At 71.5% G+C, this 18875-nt stretch carries 17 protein-coding genes; 12 read left to right on the plus strand and 5 right to left on the minus strand.

Going from position 1 to position 18875, the window contains the following annotated elements:
- Positions 1-46 precede the first annotated feature (46 nt).
- The gene (locus AB0J90_RS29885) at positions 47-691 is read left to right on the plus strand and encodes a helix-turn-helix domain-containing protein (protein ID WP_363601513.1); all 645 of its coding nucleotides are present in this window, start codon (positions 47-49) and stop codon (positions 689-691) included.
- A gap of 9 nt (positions 692-700) precedes the next feature.
- Here AB0J90_RS29885 and AB0J90_RS29890 read toward each other — a convergent pair whose 3' ends face one another.
- From AB0J90_RS29890 to AB0J90_RS29905, 4 genes are all read right to left on the minus strand, one after another.
- On the minus strand, positions 701-1279 hold the full coding sequence (locus tag AB0J90_RS29890) for an NAD(P)H-dependent oxidoreductase (RefSeq protein WP_363601515.1): 579 nt from the start codon (positions 1277-1279) through the stop codon (positions 701-703).
- A gap of 91 nt (positions 1280-1370) precedes the next feature.
- Positions 1371-2093, minus strand: coding sequence for a methyltransferase domain-containing protein (locus tag AB0J90_RS29895; RefSeq protein WP_363601517.1), 723 nt, complete (start codon positions 2091-2093; stop codon positions 1371-1373).
- A gap of 91 nt (positions 2094-2184) precedes the next feature.
- Positions 2185-2499 (minus strand): hypothetical protein, encoded by a 315-nt coding sequence (locus tag AB0J90_RS29900; RefSeq protein WP_326561201.1) that lies wholly within the window; start codon positions 2497-2499, stop codon positions 2185-2187.
- Positions 2500-2563: 64 nt separating this feature from the next.
- Complete coding sequence (locus AB0J90_RS29905; protein ID WP_363601519.1) at positions 2564-4201, minus strand: ABC-F family ATP-binding cassette domain-containing protein; 1638 nt, start codon at positions 4199-4201, stop codon at positions 2564-2566.
- A 137-nt stretch (positions 4202-4338) separates the two neighbouring features.
- Here AB0J90_RS29905 and AB0J90_RS29910 point away from each other — a divergent pair, with 137 nt between their 5' ends.
- The 4 genes from AB0J90_RS29910 to AB0J90_RS29925 all read left to right on the plus strand — a co-directional run bounded on the left by AB0J90_RS29910 (position 4339) and on the right by AB0J90_RS29925 (position 8387).
- Positions 4339-5091 carry an ROK family protein gene (locus AB0J90_RS29910; protein ID WP_363601521.1) on the plus strand — a complete coding sequence of 251 codons (753 nt, stop codon included), beginning with the start codon at positions 4339-4341 and terminating at the stop codon, positions 5089-5091.
- Between the two features lie 112 nt (positions 5092-5203).
- Positions 5204-5572, plus strand: a complete 369-nt coding sequence (locus AB0J90_RS29915; protein WP_363601523.1) for a tetratricopeptide repeat protein — start codon at positions 5204-5206, stop codon at positions 5570-5572.
- An 87-nt stretch (positions 5573-5659) separates the two neighbouring features.
- The gene (locus AB0J90_RS29920; protein WP_121158332.1) at positions 5660-5914 is read left to right on the plus strand and encodes a Smr/MutS family protein; all 255 of its coding nucleotides are present in this window, start codon (positions 5660-5662) and stop codon (positions 5912-5914) included.
- A 199-nt stretch (positions 5915-6113) separates the two neighbouring features.
- A complete protein-coding gene (locus tag AB0J90_RS29925) occupies positions 6114-8387 on the plus strand; it encodes a glycoside hydrolase family 9 protein (protein WP_363601525.1) in 2274 nt (757 codons plus the stop codon).
- A gap of 86 nt (positions 8388-8473) precedes the next feature.
- Here AB0J90_RS29925 and AB0J90_RS29930 read toward each other — a convergent pair whose 3' ends face one another.
- The gene (locus AB0J90_RS29930; RefSeq protein WP_363601527.1) at positions 8474-10993 is read right to left on the minus strand and encodes a M28 family peptidase; all 2520 of its coding nucleotides are present in this window, start codon (positions 10991-10993) and stop codon (positions 8474-8476) included.
- Positions 10994-11134: 141 nt separating this feature from the next.
- Between AB0J90_RS29930 and AB0J90_RS29935 the strand changes: the two genes are divergently transcribed.
- From AB0J90_RS29935 to AB0J90_RS29965, 7 genes are all read left to right on the plus strand, one after another.
- Positions 11135-11494, plus strand: a complete 360-nt coding sequence (locus AB0J90_RS29935) for a hypothetical protein (protein ID WP_363601529.1) — start codon at positions 11135-11137, stop codon at positions 11492-11494.
- A 148-nt stretch (positions 11495-11642) separates the two neighbouring features.
- On the plus strand, positions 11643-12869 hold the full coding sequence (locus AB0J90_RS29940; RefSeq protein WP_363601531.1) for a fused response regulator/phosphatase: 1227 nt from the start codon (positions 11643-11645) through the stop codon (positions 12867-12869).
- Between the two features lie 11 nt (positions 12870-12880).
- On the plus strand, positions 12881-14641 hold the full coding sequence (locus AB0J90_RS29945) for an ATP-binding protein (protein ID WP_363601533.1): 1761 nt from the start codon (positions 12881-12883) through the stop codon (positions 14639-14641).
- The gene (locus tag AB0J90_RS29950; protein ID WP_363601535.1) at positions 14638-15090 is read left to right on the plus strand and encodes a response regulator; all 453 of its coding nucleotides are present in this window, start codon (positions 14638-14640) and stop codon (positions 15088-15090) included. Before AB0J90_RS29945 ends, AB0J90_RS29950 begins: the two co-directional genes overlap by 4 nt.
- A 4-nt stretch (positions 15091-15094) precedes the next feature.
- A complete protein-coding gene (locus AB0J90_RS29955) occupies positions 15095-15892 on the plus strand; it encodes an inositol monophosphatase family protein (protein ID WP_363601537.1) in 798 nt (265 codons plus the stop codon).
- 226 nt (positions 15893-16118) lie between these two features.
- Complete coding sequence (locus AB0J90_RS29960) at positions 16119-17183, plus strand: hypothetical protein (RefSeq protein WP_363601539.1); 1065 nt, start codon at positions 16119-16121, stop codon at positions 17181-17183.
- An 81-nt stretch (positions 17184-17264) separates the two neighbouring features.
- Complete coding sequence (locus AB0J90_RS29965) at positions 17265-18806, plus strand: fused MFS/spermidine synthase (protein WP_363601557.1); 1542 nt, start codon at positions 17265-17267, stop codon at positions 18804-18806.
- Positions 18807-18875: the final 69 nt, after the last annotated feature.

An 18875-nucleotide genomic window follows, 5' to 3' on the forward strand; every position in this document is an offset into this window, starting at 1 on the left:
ACTTGGTTAAGTTCTTGACTCGGTTAGGGGGCGCTATCCTGGACCCGTGAACGAGCCGGGTGGACTGCGCGAGCGCAAACGGGAACGGACGCACCAGGCCATCTCGGCGGCGGCGATCACGCTCTTCCTCGACCGTGGCTTCGACCAGGTTTCGGTGGCGGACATCGCGGCGGCGGCCGAGGTCTCCAAGCCGACCCTGTTCAAGTACTTCGCCAGCAAGGAAGAGTTGGCCCTGCACCGGATCGCGGACCACCGCGACGAGGCGGCGACCGTGGTCAGGCAACGCGCGACGGGACAGGGCCCGCTGGCCGCGCTACACCAACACTTCCTCGACGGGCTACGGGACCGCGACCCGGTCACCGGGCTCAACGACCATCCCCAGGTGCTCGCGTACCACCGGATGATCTTCGCGACGCCGAGTCTGCGGGCGGCACGGCTGCAGTACACCGAGCGCGACGAGCAGGCGTTGGCCGAGGCGCTCGACGAACACCGCGGCGCGGTGGAGCCGAGTGGGATCACCGCCCGGCTCGCCGCCGGGCAGCTCATCGCCGTACAACGGGTGCTGGCCCGGGAGAACTGGCGCCAGCTGGTCGACGGTCGCTCCGCCGACCAGCAGTACGGCGACGCCGTGGCCGCCGCCGACCACGCCTTCGACCTGCTCCGTCGCGCCTACGGGGAGCACTACGGGTGAGGGTTCGGCTCAGGCCGAGGGCGTCTCGCGCATCGGCTTGAGCGCCAGCGCCCAGCGGGCCAGCTCGTCGAGCAGCGCGGTCGCCTGGTTCTCCATCTGCTCGGTCGGCTCGATTGCGGTCCCGTCCTCGCTGCGCAGCGCGCCGACGTACGGGATCATCACCGACTCGTTCAGCGGCACCATCTTCAGCGACAGCAGCACCGGCTTGAGCTGCTGCTGTGCCCGGGTGCCGGCCGCGACCCCGCCGTAGCTGACCAGGCCGATCGGCTTGTACTGCCACTCGTTGTGCAGGTAGTCGATGGCGTTCTTCAGCGGCGCGGTGTAGCCGTAGTTGTACTCCGGCATCACCAGGACGTACGCGTCCCCGGCGTCGATCTTCGCGCTCCAGTCCAGCGCGTGCTGGCCCTCGTACTGGCGCATCCGGGGATGGTTCGGCTCGTCCATCATCGGCAGGTTCCACTCGGCCAGGTCGATCAGTTCCACGTCGAAGGCGCCGTGCTTGACCGCGCGGTCGAAGAACCACTCGCCGACCGGCAGGCCGATCCGGCCGGGGCGGGTGCTGGCGATGATGACGTGCAGCTTCGGCATGGCCGCGTACGTCCCCTCTTGCGATGCGGTACGGACTACCTGGTCCGACCAGCGTCTCACGGCCGGCACGAGCCGGGACCGGGGGAGTCGGTCAGTCGAAGAAGCGGGCCAGGTGGCTGCTCGTCGGCTCCGGGTCGCCCGGCTCCAGCGGGGTCATGTCGGCGAAGATCGACGCGCCGTCGCAGCCGGCGTGCAGCGGGTACCAGCGCGGGGTGCCCGGCGGGCGGGAGCAGATCCCCTTGATCGTCTGTACGTCCAACAGCCGTACGTGGGTCGGGTCGGCGACCGCGTTCACATGCCCCCACCAGGGGCTCATGATGTGCAGCGTGCCGCCCGGCCGGAGCACCCGGTGGCACTCGTCGACCAGGGACAGGAAGTCGATCAGGTGCTCCAGGATGTGCACCGTGAAGATCACGTCGACCGAGTTGTCGGCGAGCGGCAGCGCACCGGACAGGTCCGCCTGGGCGTCCACCCCGTCCGCCCGGCGCAGGTCAAGGCCGAGGTTCTCCGGGTACTGCTTCGCCGCGCCGCAGCCCAGGTCCATCACGACCGGCTCCCGGCCGGCGACCCGGATCCGGGACCAGACCGCGAGCACCCCGTCGAACCGCCCGATCAACTGCCGGACCAGGCGGAGCTGCGCCAGGTCGGCGACTTCGCCGGTCAGGTGTGCCACGCCCCGGTCGAAGCGGACGTCGACCGCCACCCCGCGCAGCCGGGCATCGTGCTCGGCCAGATCGGCGCAGGCCTCGGCGAGGAATCCGTCGATCTCGCGGAGCCGCTCGCCGGAGGACGCCGTACGCGCCAACGAGACCATGGGCCCACCTCCCGGCCCGGCCTACCCAGGAACGGCACACCCATGCGCGCCGCGCCGGAGCAGTTCCCGGCGCGGCTCCGCCATGTCGGCGTCAGCGGGGCGAGGGGCGGCGGCCGAGTCGGGTGGCCCGGATCCGCTGCCGGGGAGGTGCCGCCGGCAGCACCCGTTTCAGGTGGTACCGGTGCAGCTCGGCGGTCCCCTCCATCGAGCTGTCGTCGGTGACCGCGACCAGGTCCCAGCCCTGCAGGCCGGCCCGGTTCAGATGCTCCAGCGCGGTCTCCCCGTACGCGGAGACGTCCAGCATCGAGCCGTCCGGGCCGTACCAGGTGTAGATCAGTTCCCAACCGGTGTCCTCTAGCCGGGCCTGCCGGCGCCGTACGAGCAAGGCGTACTCGAACTGGACCATGGGCTCATTGTCGTCTATCTCGGCCGGTCGGCAAGGGGAAGGCGGCGGCGACCCGCCGGGGCGGTCAGCGCTCGGTGACCCGGCCGGCGTCGACCTCGATGTGCCGGGTGGTCCGGACCGCCTCCAACATCCGGCGGTCGTGCGTGACCAGCAACAACGTGCCCGGGTACGCGTCCAGCGCCGATTCGAGCTGCTCGATCGCGGTGAGGTCGAGGTGGTTGGTCGGCTCGTCCAGCACCAGCAGGTTCACCCCGCGCGCCTGGAGCAGGGCGAGTGCCGCCCGGGTCCGCTCACCGGGGGACAGCGTCGCCGCCGGGCGCAGTACGTGCGCGGCACGCAGCCCGAACTTCGCCAGCAGGGTCCGTACGTCGGCCGGCGCCAACTCGGGTACGGCGGCGCCGAACGCGTCCACCAGCGGCTGGTCGCCGAGGAAGAGTCCACGGGCCTGGTCGACCTCGCCGACCACCACCCCCGGGCCGAGGGAGGCGTGTCCGGTGGTCAGCGGCAGTCGCCCCAGCAGGGCGCCGAGCAGGGTGGACTTGCCGGCACCGTTCGCCCCGGTGATCGCCACCTTCTCCGCCCAGCCGATCTGGAGGTCGACCGGCCCGAGGGTGAAGCCGCCCCGGTCGACCACCGCGCTGCGCAAGGCGGCGACGACCGTACCGGCGCGGGGTGCGGCGGCGATCTCCATCCGCAGCTCCCACTCCTTGCGGGGCTCCTCGACCACCTCCAGGCGTTCGATCAGCTTCTCGGTCTGCCGAGCCTTCGCCGCCTGCTTCTCGCTCGTCTCGCCCCGCATGTGCTTGGCGATCTTGTCGTTGTCCGGGGCCTTGCGGCGGGCGTTGCGTACGCCCTTCTCCATCCACGCCCGCTGGGTACGCGCCCGCGCCTCCAGACCGGCACGGGTGTCGGCGTACTCCTCGTAGTCGGCGCGGGCGTGCCGGCGGGCCACCTCCCGCTCCTCCAGGTACGCGGCGTAACCGCCGCCGAAGAGCCGCACCTGCTGCTGGACCAGGTCCAGCTCCAGTACGGCGGTGACGGTCCGGGTGAGGAACTCCCGGTCGTGACTGACCAGCACGGTGCCGGCCCGCAGCCCGGTGACGAACCGTTCCAGCCGGTCCAGACCGGCCAGGTCGAGATCGTTGGTCGGCTCGTCGAGCAGGAAGATGTCGTAGCGGCTGAGCAGCAGCGAGGCCATGCCGGCGCGGGCCGCCTGGCCACCGGAGAGGGTGGTCATCGGGGCGTCCAGGTCGACGGTGAGCCCGAGTTCGGCGGCCACCTGCTCGGCGCGCTCGTCGAGGTCCGCGCCGCCGAGCGCGAGCCAGCGTTCCAGCGCGGTCCCGTACGCGTCGTCGGCACCCGGCGCTCCGACGGTGAGCGCCTCGGTGGCCTCGTCCAGGGCGGCCTGCGCCGCGGTGACCCCGGTACGCCGGGCCAGGAAGTCCCGGACGGCCTCGCCCGGTCGACGTTCCGGCTCCTGCGGCAGGTGCCCGACGTTGGCGCCGGGCGGGTTGAGCTGCACCGTGCCCTGTTCCGGCGGCTGGAGCCCGGCGAGGGTACGCAGCAGCGTCGACTTGCCGGCGCCGTTCACCCCGACCAGCCCGATCACGTCCCCGGGGGCGACGACCAGGTCCAGCCCGGTGAACAGGACACGGTCCCCGTGTCCGGCGGTCAGGTCCTTGGCGATCAGCGTGGCACTCATGAGACCGCCGATGTTATCCGGCCGCCCGCCATGAACGCCGGGGATATCCGGCCGGGGAACCCTCTGTCGGCGGGTCGGGCCGGGCCATCCGGCCGGCCGGGAGGCGGCCCGGGGTGGTGGCGGGGCAGACTGGGCCGGTGGCGACCACTCTCGCGATCGACTGCGGTGGCGGCGGGCTGAAGGCGTCGGTGCTGGACGAGGCGGGGACGATGCGGGCCCGGCCGATCCGGGTGCCGACCCCGTACCCGTTGCCGCCCTCGCTTTTTGTCAAGACCCTGGTGGATCTCGGCGGCCAACTGCCGGGCGCGGACCGGGTCACCGTCGGCATGCCGGGCATGCTGCGCCACGGCGTGGTGGTGGCGACCCCGCACTACGTCACCCGCGCCGGCCCCCGTACCAAACCGGACCCGGAACTGATCGCCGAGTGGTCCGGCTTCGACGCCCGTACCGCGCTCACCGACGCGTTCGGCCTGCCCGTGCTGGTGCTCAACGACGCGGAGGTGCACGGCGCCGGGGTGGTCGCCGGGACCGGCTCGGAGCTTGTCCTCACCCTCGGCACCGGGCTGGGCTGCGCGCTGTTCGACGGCGGGGCGCTCGCCCCGCACCTGGAGCTGTCCCAGGCGCCGGTGCGCTGGGGGATGAGCTACGACACCTACATCGGCGAGCACGAACGCCGCCGGCTGGGCGACGGGTTCTGGTCCCGCCGGGTACGCGGGGTCGTCGAGGGTCTGCGCCCGGTCTTCCACTGGGACCGGCTCTATCTCGGCGGCGGCAACTCGCGCCTGATCCGCCCGGAGCAACTCGCCCGGATGGGCGATGACGTGGTGGTCGTACCGAATACGGCCGGCATCCTCGGCGGTGTCCGGGCCTGGTCGATCTCGGCCGGCTGATCCGGGGCGGGCGGGGCTCGGGGAACAGCGGCAGCGGGAACAGTCGCGATTCGTCCGGTGTTGTGTCAGCGTCAGTGGGGACTGGTTGGTACGGGACGAGGGGGTTGGTCTAGTGGATCTTCTGGCTGAGTACCGGCGGGCGACCATGTTCTTCGAGACCGGGGATCCGAGCGGGGCGGCCCGCCTGCTGGAGCCGATCGTCGAGGCCGAGCCCACGAACGCATCCGTACGTCAGCTGCTCGCTCGTGCGTACTTCCAGTCGGCGCAGTTGGGCCGGGCCGAGGAGCAGTTGCGGGTGCTGGTCGACCGCGACCCGAGTGACCACTACGCGCACCACGTGCTCGGCCGGACCCTGGAGCGGGTCGGGCGGGCACCGGAGGCGCTGCGGCACCTGCGGATCGCGGCGGCGATGCACTCGGAGAACGACGACTACCAGACCGCGTTGCGCCGGGTGGAGACCAAGGTCGGCGGTGCCCGCTGAGCTGGCCTGCCTACGATGGGTGCCCATCCGGCCGATCGGTCGGATGGGCGACGACGAAGGCGGGCGGGCGATGAAGGCGGGCGTGCGATGAAGCTCAAGCTCGATCTGCACGACATCTTCAACCGCGGCCACGACATCGACCGCGCGCTGCGCGGGATCATCGACGAGGCGGTGGCCAAGAAGGCCACCCTCGTCGAGATCATCCCCGGTAAGGGGTCGGGTCAGCTCAAGAAGCGGGTGCTGCGCTTTCTCGACCAGAAGGAGATCAAGCAGATCTACCACCGGGTGGAGAAGGACTCGAACAACTTCGGCCGGGTTTTCGTGCACTTCAGGTGGAAATAGGACTGTTGCGGAAAAGCGGCCAACTCGTACGAGTTGGCCGCTTTTGCTTGCCCCGGACGTCGAGACATTGACATGCTTGAAACGCACTGTCAATATCGCCGTAGCCCTGGGAGCGCTTCCATGACATTGAGTGCCGTGACCCGTACACGGCGGTGAAGCCGCGCCCGGCGGGACCGCGTCCTCCACCGAAAGGACCCCCGTGCGAAACCGACCACCCACCCGTCGCGCCGCACCGCTCGCGATCCTCACCGTGGCCGCGCTGGCCAGCACCGCACTGAACGGCCCCGCCGCGTACGCGGAAGTTGCCGAGCCCGGTCCGGAGCAAATCGTCAACGGCAGCTTCGACGGCGGCCACGCCCCCTGGTGGGGGACCGGCAACCTCACCCTGGACAGCAGCACCGGACGGCTCTGCGCCGCCGTACCCGGTGGCACGGTGAACCCCTGGGACGTCATCATCGGCCAGGACAACGTCCCGCTCGTCGCGGGCGAGACGTACGAGTTCCGGTTCTTCGGCAGCGCCACACCGGGCAAGGTCGGCAAGGCGCTGGTGCAACTGCCGGTCGACCCGTACACCCAGTACCTTTCCGCCAATCCCGAGCTGAGCGTCTCCGGCAACGACTACCGCTACACCTTCACCTCCCCGCTCGACCTGCCCAACGCGCAGGTCGCCTTCCAACTCGGCGGCAGCGTCGAGCCGTGGACGGTCTGCCTGGACGACGTCTCGCTGCGCGGTGGCGCCGTCCCCGACGTCTACGTACCGGAAACCGGCCCGCGGGTACGGGTCAACCAGGTGGGCTACCTGCCCAAGGGACCGAAGAACGCGACCGTGGTCACCGAGGCCACCGCCGCGCTGCCCTGGTCGCTGCGCAACCGCACCGGCCGGGTGGTGGCCAGCGGCCGCACCACGCCGCGCGGGCTGGACGCCTCCTCCGGGCAACGGGTGCACTCGATCGACTTCAGTCGCTACACCGCCAGCGGCACCGGCTACACGTTGGTCGTCGACGGTGAGACCAGCCGGCCGTTCGACCTCGGCACCGACTTCTACGAGCGGCTGCGTACCGACGCGCTGAAGTTCTACTACACCCAGCGCAGCGGAGTGGAGATCCTCGACCGGCTCCGCCCCGGCTACGGCCGCCCGGCCGGACACGTCGGCATCGCGCCGAACCAGGGCGACACCGCCGTACCGTGCCAACCGGGCGTCTGTGACTACACACTGGACGTCTCCGGCGGCTGGTACGACGCCGGCGACCACGGCAAGTACGTGGTCAACGGCGGCATCTCCGTGCACCAGCTGATGAGCGAGTACGAACGCTCCCGCCGAGCCGACACCGCGCAGCCGTGGCAGCTCGGCGACCGGACCCTCGACCTGCCGGAGAGCGGCAACCGGGTGCCGGACATCCTCGACGAGGCCCGCTGGGAACAGGAGTTCCTGCTCAGCATGCAGGTGCCGGCCGGCAAGCCGAAGGCCGGCATGGCCCACCACAAGATCCACGACGATTCGTGGACCGGGCTGCCGCTGCTGCCCCACCTCGACGACAAGCGCCGCGAACTGCACCCGCCCACCACCGCCGCCACGCTCAACCTGGCCGCCACCTCGGCACAGGCGGCGCGCGTCTTCCGCCCGTACGACCGGGGGTTCGCCGACCGCAACCTGCGCGCGGCAAAAACCGCGTGGGCCGCGGCCCGGGCGAACCCGGCGATCTACGCCGACCCGGCCGACGGCAACGGTGGCGGCGCCTACAACGACAACGACGTCAGCGACGAGTTCTACTGGGCCGCCGCCGAACTGTTCCTCACCACCGGGGCGCGCGAATACCGCGACGCGGTGCTCGCCTCGCCGCACCACACCGGTGACATCTGGCGGGAGCGGGGCTTCGACTGGGGCAACACCGCCCAGCTCGGCCGGCTCGACCTGGCCACGCTGCCCAGCGCGCTGCCGGACCGCAACCGGGTACGCGCCTCGGTGGTCCAGGGCGCCGACCGCTACCTGGCCACGATCGAGGCCCATCCGTACGGGGTGCCGTACGCGCCGGCCGACAACCTGTGGGACTGGGGCTCAAACAACCTGATCATCAACAACGCGATCGTGCTGGCGACCGCCTTCGACCTGACCGGTCGGGACCGCTACCGCGACGGGGTGCTGGAGACGATGGACTACCTGTTCGGCCGCAACGCGCTGAACCAGTCGTACGTCACCGGCTACGGCGAGGTGGCCGCGCACAACCAGCACAGCCGCTGGTACGCCAACCAGCTCAACCCGGACCTGCCGAACCCGCCTCGCGGCACGCTCTCCGGTGGGCCGAACTCGGCCATCCAGGACCCGGTGGCGCAGCAGAAACTGCGCGGCTGCGCGCCGCAGTTCTGCTATATCGACGACATCGAATCCTGGTCGACGAACGAGCTGACCATCAACTGGAACGCCCCGCTGGCCTGGATCGCGGCCTTCGTCGCCGACCAGGACAGCGGCGACTGACCCTGCCCAGGGCAAGGGGCCCTTGTCACCGCTTTCCGGACGACAAGGGCCCCTTGCCCACCGCTCAGTAGGAGCTTGCCCACCGCTCAGTAGGAGTAGGTGTGCGCGACGGCGAGCATCTCCGAGGTGTGCGAGCCGACCACACCCACGTCTGCCGGGCGGGGCTGGAAGCCGGGCAGCCCGGACAGGTCGTCGCTGGCGTCCATCGCCCGCAGTGACACCGGCCCGCCGCGTGGCGAGAGCACCAGTTCGATCTCGATCCCGTCGGTCGGCGGGGCGTGGAAGACCAGCCCGAACGACCACGGTTCACCGTCGGTCACCGCGGCCACGGGTACGTCCCGTCCCGCCACCGTCGCCCGTACCACCGTCGCGGTGGACGCGGCCACGTGCAGGGTGGCCAGGCGTACCTGCCGTTGCGGGGTCAGCCGCAGCCGCAGGGTGCGCCGGTCACCGTCGGTCTGGTCGGCGAGCACGGTCAGGGCCGGGGCGGGCAGGGGTGCCGCCTGCGCCGGACCGGCGAGCATGTCGTCGTCGCCGAGCCCCGGGAAGTCCGACCCGGTCGACTCGGGGGCGTCGACGTACCGGGCGGTCCAGGGCTGCGGGTCGGTCTCGTGGCTGAGCCATCGGGCCGTACCGGTGTTGGTGTCGAGGGCGTACATCAGGTGGGTCGGTACCGGATGCTCGGCGTCGAACCGGTCGACCGCCAGACCGATGCCGGCGAGCACCAGCGCGGCCAGCGCCGCCGCGAGCGCGGGCACCGCAGCACCCCGACGCACCGAGGGCGTGCCCCCGGGAACCGCCGGCTCTGTTCCGGTCGGCTCTGCTCCGGACGGGGATGTTCCGGGCGGGGCTGTTCCGGGCGGGGCTGTTCCGGGCGGGGCTGTTCCGGGCGGGGCTGCGCCGGGCGGGGCTGCGCCGGGCGGCTGGGCGGGGAGGGCGGGGTGGATCAGGTCGAGGACCGGGAGGGCGCCGAGGCCGAGCAGCACGGCGAACAGCGCCGCGACCCCGCCCATCCCCATGCCCAGCGCGGGGAAGAGCAGCATCACCGTCGGCAGCAGGATCAGCACCCCGACGGCCGCGCCGGCCGTCACCGCGACCACCGCCCACCGGCTGCTCGGCCGTACGGCGAGCGCCACCAGCCCACCGGCCGCGCCGGCCAGCGCGGGCAGGGTCGCCAGGTACGCCCCACCCGGAGTGAGCACGGCGAGCAGCACCCCGAGTACGGCCAGCCAGCCGAGCCCGCCGACGGCCAGTGCCGCCGCCCCGATCCGGCGACGCAGCAGCGCGTACCAGCCGAGCAGTACGGCGGCGGCCAGCGCCAGCACCGCCAGCCGGTACCACAGCGGCCGGTACGGGTCGAGCAGTTCGGCGTAGCCGGGGCGGATGGTGGTGATGGCCAGCCAGAGCAGTTGCGCCAGCACGGGTGCGATCACGATCGGCAGCAGGGCCAGCCCGAAGCCGGCGCTGATCCGGGACCAGGAGGCGTGTCCCCGGCGCCGGGTGGACCAGCCGAGCAGTCCCACCGCGACGACCGCGAGCAGGGCCAGCGGCCAGGTCAACCAGCCGGGGTAGCGGACCAGGGTGCCGGGCACCGGGAAGTAGGTGGCGTCGTTGCCGGCGCGCAGGTCGGCCAGGTCGGTGGCTCCGAACTCGCGGGCCAGCGCGAGCGCGTTGTCCCCGTGTTGTTGCAGGCTGCCCCGGTCGACGTGGGCCGGGGTGTCCAGCGGGGTGTGGTAGATCGCCCCGCCGTCCAGGTAGGCCGAGTTCAGCCCGGTGAAGCCGTGGTCGAGGAAGGCGGTGAAGTCGGTGTCGTTGGGCAGCAGCCGGTAGACCTCGACGGCGAACGAGGTGCCCACCGCGTGCGGTGCGGCCCGACCGAAGACGCCGACCAGGCCGGCGTTGTCCGGCGAGGTCTCGAACATGATCACCGGACCGGTGCTGCCGCGCGCCTCCAGGTTGAGCACCACCCCGCCGTCGGCGGCGAGCGGGTGGCTGGAGGCGAACGCGGACGCGCCGCAGAGGCACGCCTCCTCGGCGTCGGTGAGTACGAACACGATGTCGTTGCGCGGGCGGGGACCGGTGCTCAGGGCGCGGGCCACCTCCAGGATGGCCGAGGTGCCGACCGCGTCGTCGTTGCCGCCCGGCCCGGACTGGACCGAGTCGTAGTGGGCGACCAGGAAGACCCGCCCGGTCGGGTCGGTGCCGGGGATGCGGGCCACCACGTTGCGCACCCGGGCCAGGGTGGCGCCGCCGGCCGCGCCGCTGAGCTGACCGGCCTCCTCGGCCACCGTGTCCTGCACCTCGGTGGACAGGCCGAGGTCGCGCAGGGTGCCTTCGAGGTAGGCCCGGACCTGCTCGTTCGCGGGGCTGCCGGCGACATGCGTACGCGCGGCGACGACCTCCACGTGTTCGGCGGCCCGGCCGGCGCTGAACTGCCCGGCCGGGGCGTCGGTGTCGACCGGCGCGGGGGTACGCAGGTCGAGCAGTGCGGCGGCGCCGATGGCGACCAGTACGGCCAGCGCGGCGGCTGCGGTCAGCCCGCGCCGGGTACGCCGCACAGCTGGGGGCGGTGCGTGTTCGAGTGGTGACTCAACGGATGTGGCCACGTGTTTCTCCTGGGGGAAGGGGGGTCTTCCTGGGCCTCGGTGAATATTGTTACCGGTGCGTAGGGGTGGCCTCATCCTGCCCGCTCCCGGGCCCTGGTGGGCGACTGCCGGCGGGGACCGGTTGTCGCATAGCGTGGAGGTATGACTGCGGTGCATGAGCCTGATCCGATCGACCTGCTGCGGCAGTTCGTCGAGCGGGTGTCGCCGTACGACCCCGACCCGTCGGGCGTCCCGGTGGCTTCGATCGAGCTGCGGCACCGCCACGCCGTCGAGCGTTTCCCGCTCACCCCGCACCTGGTCCGGGCGCTCGGCGCCGCCCTGGCCGGCTACCGTGATCCGGGTGACCGGGGCCGCTGCGGGCAGTGTGGCGGTCGGCGGCTGGACGACAACCTGCACTGTGTCGACTGCGGTCGGCTGCACGGGGTGCTCGGCGAGGTGATCGCCGCCCGTGCGGCGCGGCTGTCATCCGGTGGGAGCGCGACCGACGGGCCGGTCCGATGATCGGGCAGCCGGCGCGGGTGACCGCGTTCCCCGTGTTGTGTGGCAGCGTTGGGTGGTACAGGATCAGCAGGTTGACCGCGAAGGAGCCGGAGATCAGTATCGAGGACCCCCGATCCGGGGCCGGTCCGCGGCGGTACGGAGTACCAGCATGACCGGTTCCTCCGTGGTGCCCCAACGGACCTACCCGCACGGCGGGTTCAGCCGGCACCCCAACCTGCCCGCTGGCGAGCGGCTGCGGGTGCTGCTGGTCGAGGACGACGAGGGCGACGCCTTCCTGGTCGGTGAACTGCTCGCCGAGACCCAGTCGGCGATCGACCTGCTGGTGGCGACGAGCCTCAACCAGGCCAAGCAGCAGATCTCCGGCGTCGACTGCGTACTGCTCGATCTCGGCCTGCCGGACGCGGAGGGCCTGGACGGGCTCCGCCAGGTGCTCGCCATGTCCACCGGCGCGGCGGTCTGCGTACTCACCGGCCGGCAGGACGAGCGGCTCGGCGTCGACGCGGTGGCCGAGGGCGCCCAGGACTACCTGGTCAAGGGTCAGGTCGACGGGGTGCTGCTGTCCCGGGCACTGCGCTACGCGGTCGAGCGCAAGCGGGCCGACGAGAACGCCCGGCGGCTGCGCGAGGTGGAGCTGCGTCAGGCGGAGTCGGCCCGGCTGGAGCGCGGCCTGCTGCCGCAGCCGTTGATGGACACCGACCAGGTCGAGGTGCACACCTTCTACCGGCCCGGCCGGCACGCCGCGCTGATCGGCGGCGACTTCTACGACGTGGTGCAGACCACCCCGGACCGGGTCGACCTGATCGTCGGCGACGTCTGCGGGCACGGGGTGGACGAGGCGGCGCTCGGCGTCGAACTCCGGGTCGCCTGGCGGGCCCTGGTGCTCGCCCGGGTGCCGGACGACGAGGTGCTGCCCGCGCTGGAACAGGTGCTGATGAGTGAGCGCCGGCTCCGGGAGATCTTCGCGACGGTGGCCACCGTACGGCTCGACCTGGCCGCGAACCGGGCCACCTTCCGGCTCGCCGGGCATCCGCCCCCGCTGTTGCTCTCCGGTGGGCGCGTCGCACCGGTCCAGGTGCCCGGCAGCTTGCTGCTCGGGGTACGCCCCCGCCCGCCGATCGCTTTCGATCTGGCTTTCGACACCGAGGACTGGTCCTTGCTGCTCTACACCGACGGATTGATCGAGGGGCGGGTCGGCGAGGGGCCGGACCGGCTCGACGTACCTGGGCTCCGCGAACTGGTCGCCGACCCGGCCGCGCGGGATGTGCCGCTGGCCGATCTGCCCAGTTGGCTGGTCAGCCGGGCCGAGGGGCTCAACGGTGGTCCGTTCGCCGACGACGTGGCGATGCTGCTGGTCAGCCGGGGCGGTGGTCGGTGATGGAGATGGGGATGACAACCACACGGTCAGGGGCTCGCCCGTTCGGCTGGAGCCTGCGCCGCCGGGTCACCGCGCTCTGCGTGGTGGTGGGTTCGGTGCTGGCCCTGCTCGCCGTCGGCGAGGCACTGGTGGCCAACGCGAACCGTGGTCACCTGGACACCCTGCTGACCAAGACCGGCCCGCTGCGTACGGACGCTGAGTCGCTGCCGACCGCGCTGGTCAACCAGGAAACCGCCGTACGCGGCTACGCGGTCAGCGGTGACCGGGCGGACCTGGGGCCGTACGAGAACGGGCTGCAGCAGGAGGGCGTCCTGATCGCCCGGATGGACGCGCTGCTCGACGACCAGCCGGAGATCCGCCGGCAGTTGCACGTGGTCCGGGACCAGGCGGCGCAGTGGCGGACGGACGTGGCCCTGCCGATCGTGAACGCGACCGCCAGCGGCGGCCCGACCGCCGGGCAGGCACTGGTCAACGAGCAGGGACGGCAGCAGTTCGACACCCTGCGGGCCTCGACCGAGCGGTTGCAGGACCTGGTCCTCGACCTGCGCAACGAGGTCGCCGTCAAGGCGCGCAAGACCGGTAACACCCTGGTCCTGCTGCTGATCCTGGCCGCGGTGGTGGTGATCATCGCCGGGGTGGCGCTGCTGGTGTCGCTGAACCGTACGGTCATCGGTCCGGTGACCCGCCTGGCCGAGCAGGTGCGCGCGGTCGCCCAGGGCGACTACCAGCGCGACATCGAGCAGACCGGCCCACCCGAGTTGGCCCTGCTCGCCGCCGACGTGGACGCGATGCGCCGCAAGATCGCCGCAGACCTGGACGAGGTACGCGAGGCGCGTACCCGGATCGAGTGGGTCAACAGCCAGTTGCAGAAGCAGGCGGAGGAACTGGTCCGGTCCAACCGTGACCTGGAGCAGTTCGCGTACGTCGCCTCGCACGACCTGCAGGAGCCGCTGCGCAAGGTGGCGAGCTTCTGCCAGCTCTTGCAGCGCCGGTACGCCGGCCAGCTCGACGAGCGCGCCGACCAGTACATCGCGTTCGCGGTCGACGGTGCCCAGCGGATGCAGCGGCTGATCAACGACCTGCTCGCCTTCTCCCGGATCGGCCGGCTCACCACGGGTTTCGTCGAGGTGGACCTGAACCAGGTGATGGGCGACGTCGCCGGGCAGACCGAGGCAGCCCGCCAGTACGCCGGTGGCGAGCTGACCTGGTCCGAGCTGCCGGTGGTGCTGGGCGAGGAACCGCTGCTGACGAACCTGCTGGCCAACCTGGTCAGCAACTCGTTCAAGTTCCGCCGCCCGGACGTCCCGCCGAAGGTACGGATCTCGGCCCGCCGGGTCGACGACGAGTGGGAGATCAGCTGCGAGGACAACGGCATCGGGATCGAGGCCGAGTTCGTCGACAAGATCTTCGTGATCTTCCAGCGGTTGCACTCGAAGGACGCGTACCCGGGCACCGGGATCGGGCTGGCGATCGTGAAGAAGATCGTCGAATACCACGGCGGGCGGATCTGGGTGGATCTCGACGTCACCGAGGGGACCGTGATCCGGTTCACCCTGCCGGTGACCGTGCAGGCCGAGCCGACGGAGTTGGCCGCCGCGCCGGCCGTACCGGAGCAGTCGGGTGGCCCGGACGAGCGGCCGGACGCCGCCGCGGACCCGGCCGGACGGCGGGGCTCCGACGAGAACAGCAAGAATTCGAGTGGGCCGGACGACCCGGCGGCCGGTGGATCGGACGAACCGAAGACCGGTGAGATGAAGGAGATCGTGGCATGACGGCACCGCCGGACGGCAAGAGTCCGATAGAGGTCCTCCTGGTCGAGGACGACCCCGGCGACGTGCTCATGACGCAGGAGGCGTTCGAGGAGCACAAGCTGCGCAACCGGCTGACCGTGGTCTCGGACGGCGCTGAGGCGCTCGCCTACCTGCGGCGCGAGGGCCAGTACGCGGACGTCACGCTGCCGGACCTGATCCTGCTCGACCTCAACCTGCCCCGCCGCGACGGCCGCGAGGTACTGCGCGAGATCAAGAACGACGAGCAGCTCTGCCGGATCCCGGTGGTGGTGCTGACCACCTCCCAGGCTGACGAGGACATCCTGCGCAGCTACCAGCTGCACGCGAACGCGTACGTGACCAAGCCGGTCGACTTCGAGCGGTTCATCACGGTGGTCCGGCAGATCGACGAGTTCTTCGTCAGCGTGGTGAAGCTCCCGCCGCGGGGCTGACACCATGATCGAAGAAGTGGGGGCGTTGCTCAGGGCCGTCGCGGCTGACGTCGTGCTGCCGCTCTTCGGCCACCTGGGGCGGGACGACGTGTCCGAGAAGGCCCCCGGTGAGCTGGTCACGGTCGCCGACCGGCGGGCCGAGCTGATCCTCGCCGGGGAACTGCTCAAGCTGCTGCCCGGCTCCGTCGTGGTCGGCGAGGAGGGCGTCGCCGCCGAGCCGGCGCTGCTGGACCACCTGCACGGTACGACCCCGGTCTGGCTGGTCGACCCGATCGACGGTACGGCCAACTACGCCGCCGGCCGGGAGCCGTTCGCGGTGATGGTGGCGCTGCTGGAGGCGGGCGTGATCCGGGCGAGTTGGATCCTCGACCCGATCTCGGACCGGCTGCTGACCGCCGAGGCGGGGCGGGGGACGTACCTCGACGGGGTGGCGGTGCGGCCGGCGGTCGACCAGCCGGCGACGGCGCTGCGCGGCGCGGTGATGACCCGGTTCCTGCCCCCGGCCTGGCGGGCCTCGGTCGAGGCCGGCGCACACCGGCTCGGTACGGTCCTGCCCGGCCAGCACTGCGCCGGCCGAGAGTACGCGGACATCGTGACCGGGGTCCAGCAGTTCGCACTCTTCTGGCGCACCCTGCCCTGGGACCACGCGCCCGGGGTGATGCTGCTTCGGGAGGCGGGCGGGGTGGCGCGACGCCTCGACGGGACGCCGTACGACCCGGCCGACGACCGGTTCGGTTTGCTTGTCGCCGCCGACGAACGGATCTGGCAGACGGTACGGGAAACGCTCGTTCCCGTCGTCTGATCGGAACGCTTCGGTGTGACCACTGATACACAGAGTGAATGACGTGTTTCACTCACCGACGACGATGCAATGTGGTAGACGCGCAGGGCCGACAGCGCGGCCGTGGTCCGGTAGTGTGACCTCCGGTCTCCCGCCCGGAGGCGCCGCATCCGGTGCCGGCGGTGGCCGCCGCCGAAAGAGCTACCAGGTAACCGGGGGTAGGCGGCCGACGGAAGGAACGGCTTTCGTGCCTCGCAGGACGGCCAGAATCCGGCGCCGTGCGTCGGGAACGCTCGCGGCACTGCTCGCCGCCGTGGTGGTCGCTACGGGAACCCCCGCCGCCGCGGCGCCCGCCGCCCAGTCCCTCGGTTACGGACCGCTCGCGCTCGCGCCCAGCAGCCCCGGTGACGAGGGCGGCAGCAAGAACCTGCGCGACACGCTGGAAGCCGTCTCCAAGGGACACATCGAGGCCAAGGCCAAACTCGACAATTCGGTCAAGCGTCAGGCGGCGCTCACCGCAGAACTGGCCAAGGTCGAGGTCCGGCTGACCGAGCTGAACGCGGTGGTCGCCGAGGTGGCCGTGGAGTCCTACCGGCTCGGCCGGCTCAGTGCCGTCGCCACCCTGCTCAACAGCGCCTCGCCGGAGGCGTTCCTGGAGCGGGCCGCCGGCCTGGAGGTGATGGCCCAGCGCGACGACAAGCAGCTCCGGGCGCTCACCGAGGCGCGCGAGGAGGCGACCCGGGCCAAGGCCGCGATCGACAACGAGGTACGCGAGCAGCAGAAGCAGCTCGCCGTCATCGCCAAGCGCAAGACCGACGCCGAACGGGCGCTTGCCGCGGTCGGCGGCAAGTCCAGCACCGGTTTTGTCGCCGCCAACTCGCCCGCGGCCAAGCCGGCGCCGAAGAACTCCGACGGCTCCTGGCCGAAGGAGTCGTGCACCATCAACGACCCGACCACCACCGGTTGCATCACCCCGCGCACCCTGCACGCCATGAACCAGGCGCAGGCTGCCGGCTACAAGCGCTACGTCTCCTGCCACCGCCCCAGCGGCGGCGGTGAACACCCCAAGGGACGCGCCTGCGACTTCGCCTCCGCGACCAGCGGCTTCAAGGACGCCGACGCGACCGGTGGCGACCGCACGTACGGCAACAACCTGGCCGCGTACTACGTCAAGAACGCAAGCTCCCTCGGCGTGCTCTACGTGATCTGGTACCGGCAGATCTGGATGCCCGGCACCGGCTGGAGGTCCTACAGCGGCGGCGGCAGCCCGGCCGGCGACCACACGAACCATGTTCATCTCTCGATGGTTTGACATCGAAGCGCCGCTGGCCTGCGTACGATCGCTCCGATGGAGACAACACCTGCGAACGTACCGGCTCAGGCGAGCGTGAACATGCCCGTGACGCCGACGAGCCCACCCGTGACCGAAGCGGCCGGGCCGCGTGCGCTGCCGAACGGGCTCGCCGCGACCCTCGTCTTCCTCGCCAGCGGCGCGGTGCTCGTACTGGAAACCGTGTCCCTGCGCCTGGTCGGCCCGTACCTCGGAGTCACGCTCCAGGTCACCAGCTCGGTGATCGGGGTGGCGCTCGGCGCCATCGCGTACGGGGCGTGGCTCGGCGGCTGGCTGGCCGACCGGCGCGACCCGCGTACGCTGCTCGCCCCGGCCCTGGTCCTCGCCGGCATCACCACCGCGATCACCCTGCCCGTGGTCCGGTACGCCGGTGAGGTGCTGCGCGGCGGTGCCACCGCCGGCATCCTGCTGCTGACCGCGCTGGCGGTCTTCCTGCCCGCCGCACTGCTCGCCGCGGTCACGCCGCTGGTGGTGAAATTGCAGCTCAGCGATCTGCGCCGGACCGGACAGGTGGTCGGGCGGCTGTCCAGCATCGGCACCCTGGGCGGCATCACGGCCACCCTCGGCACCGGATTCGTGCTGGTCGCGGCCCTGCCGAGCACCGTCATCATGGTCGGGCTCGCGCTCCTGCTCGGACTGACCGGCCTCTGGCTCGGGTGGTACCTGTGGCGGCAGGACCGGACCTCGGTGCCGGGACGGCCCCGGGTGAAGGCGGCGGTGGCGTTGCTCGGACTGGTCGGGGCGGGACTGGCCACGGTGTCGCCGAACCCGTGCGACGTGGAGACCGCGTACCACTGCGCCAGCGTCGAAGCCGATGCCGAGAACCCCGACGGCCGGCTGCTGGTGCTCAACTCGGCCTGGCACTCGTACGTCGACCTGTCCGACCCGAAGCACCTGGAGTTCGCGTACACCCAGTGGATCGGTGCGGTGGCGGACGTGTTCGCGCCGGCCGGGCAGCGGCTGGACGCGGTGCACCTCGGCGGCGGCGGGTTCACCATCCCGACGTACCTGACCGCGACCCGACCGGGAACCGTCAACACGGTGTTCGAAATCGACGGTGAACTGGTCGAGCTGGGCCGCCGCGAGTTGGGCGTACGGCCGGGCCCGGAACTGCGGGCGGTGGTCGGCGACGCCCGGATGCTGGTCGGTGAACTGCCCGACGACAGCGCCGACCTGGTCGTCGGTGACGCCTTCGGCCACCTGGTGGTGCCCTGGCACCTGGCCACCCGGGAGATGGCGGCCGACATCCGGCGTGTGGTCCGCCCCGGCGGCCTGTACGTGCAGAACGTCATCGACTACCCGCCGCTGCGTTTCATCCGCGCCGAACTGGCCACGGTCAAGGCCGAGTTCACCCACGTGGCACTGGTCGCGCCGCCGACCGCGATCACCGGCGCCCGGGGCGCCAACTTCCTGATCGTCGCCGCCGACACCCCGCTGCCGATCGAGGCGATGCGCAACCGGCTGGGCGAGACCGAGGAACCGGTCACCGTGCTCGACGGCGCCAACCTGGACGATTTCATCGACGACGCCATCGTGCTCACCGACGAGTACGCCCCGGTGGACCAACTCCTCGCCACCGCCTGACCGGTGCCGCAGGTCATCTGCCGCGACGGCATAGTTGTTCATCTTTCGGTCAGCCACTGACCTCCTGAC

The sequence above is a fragment of the Micromonospora sp. NPDC049523 genome, from assembly GCF_040676775.1.
Classification (GTDB): Bacteria; Actinomycetota; Actinomycetes; order Mycobacteriales; family Micromonosporaceae; genus Micromonospora_G.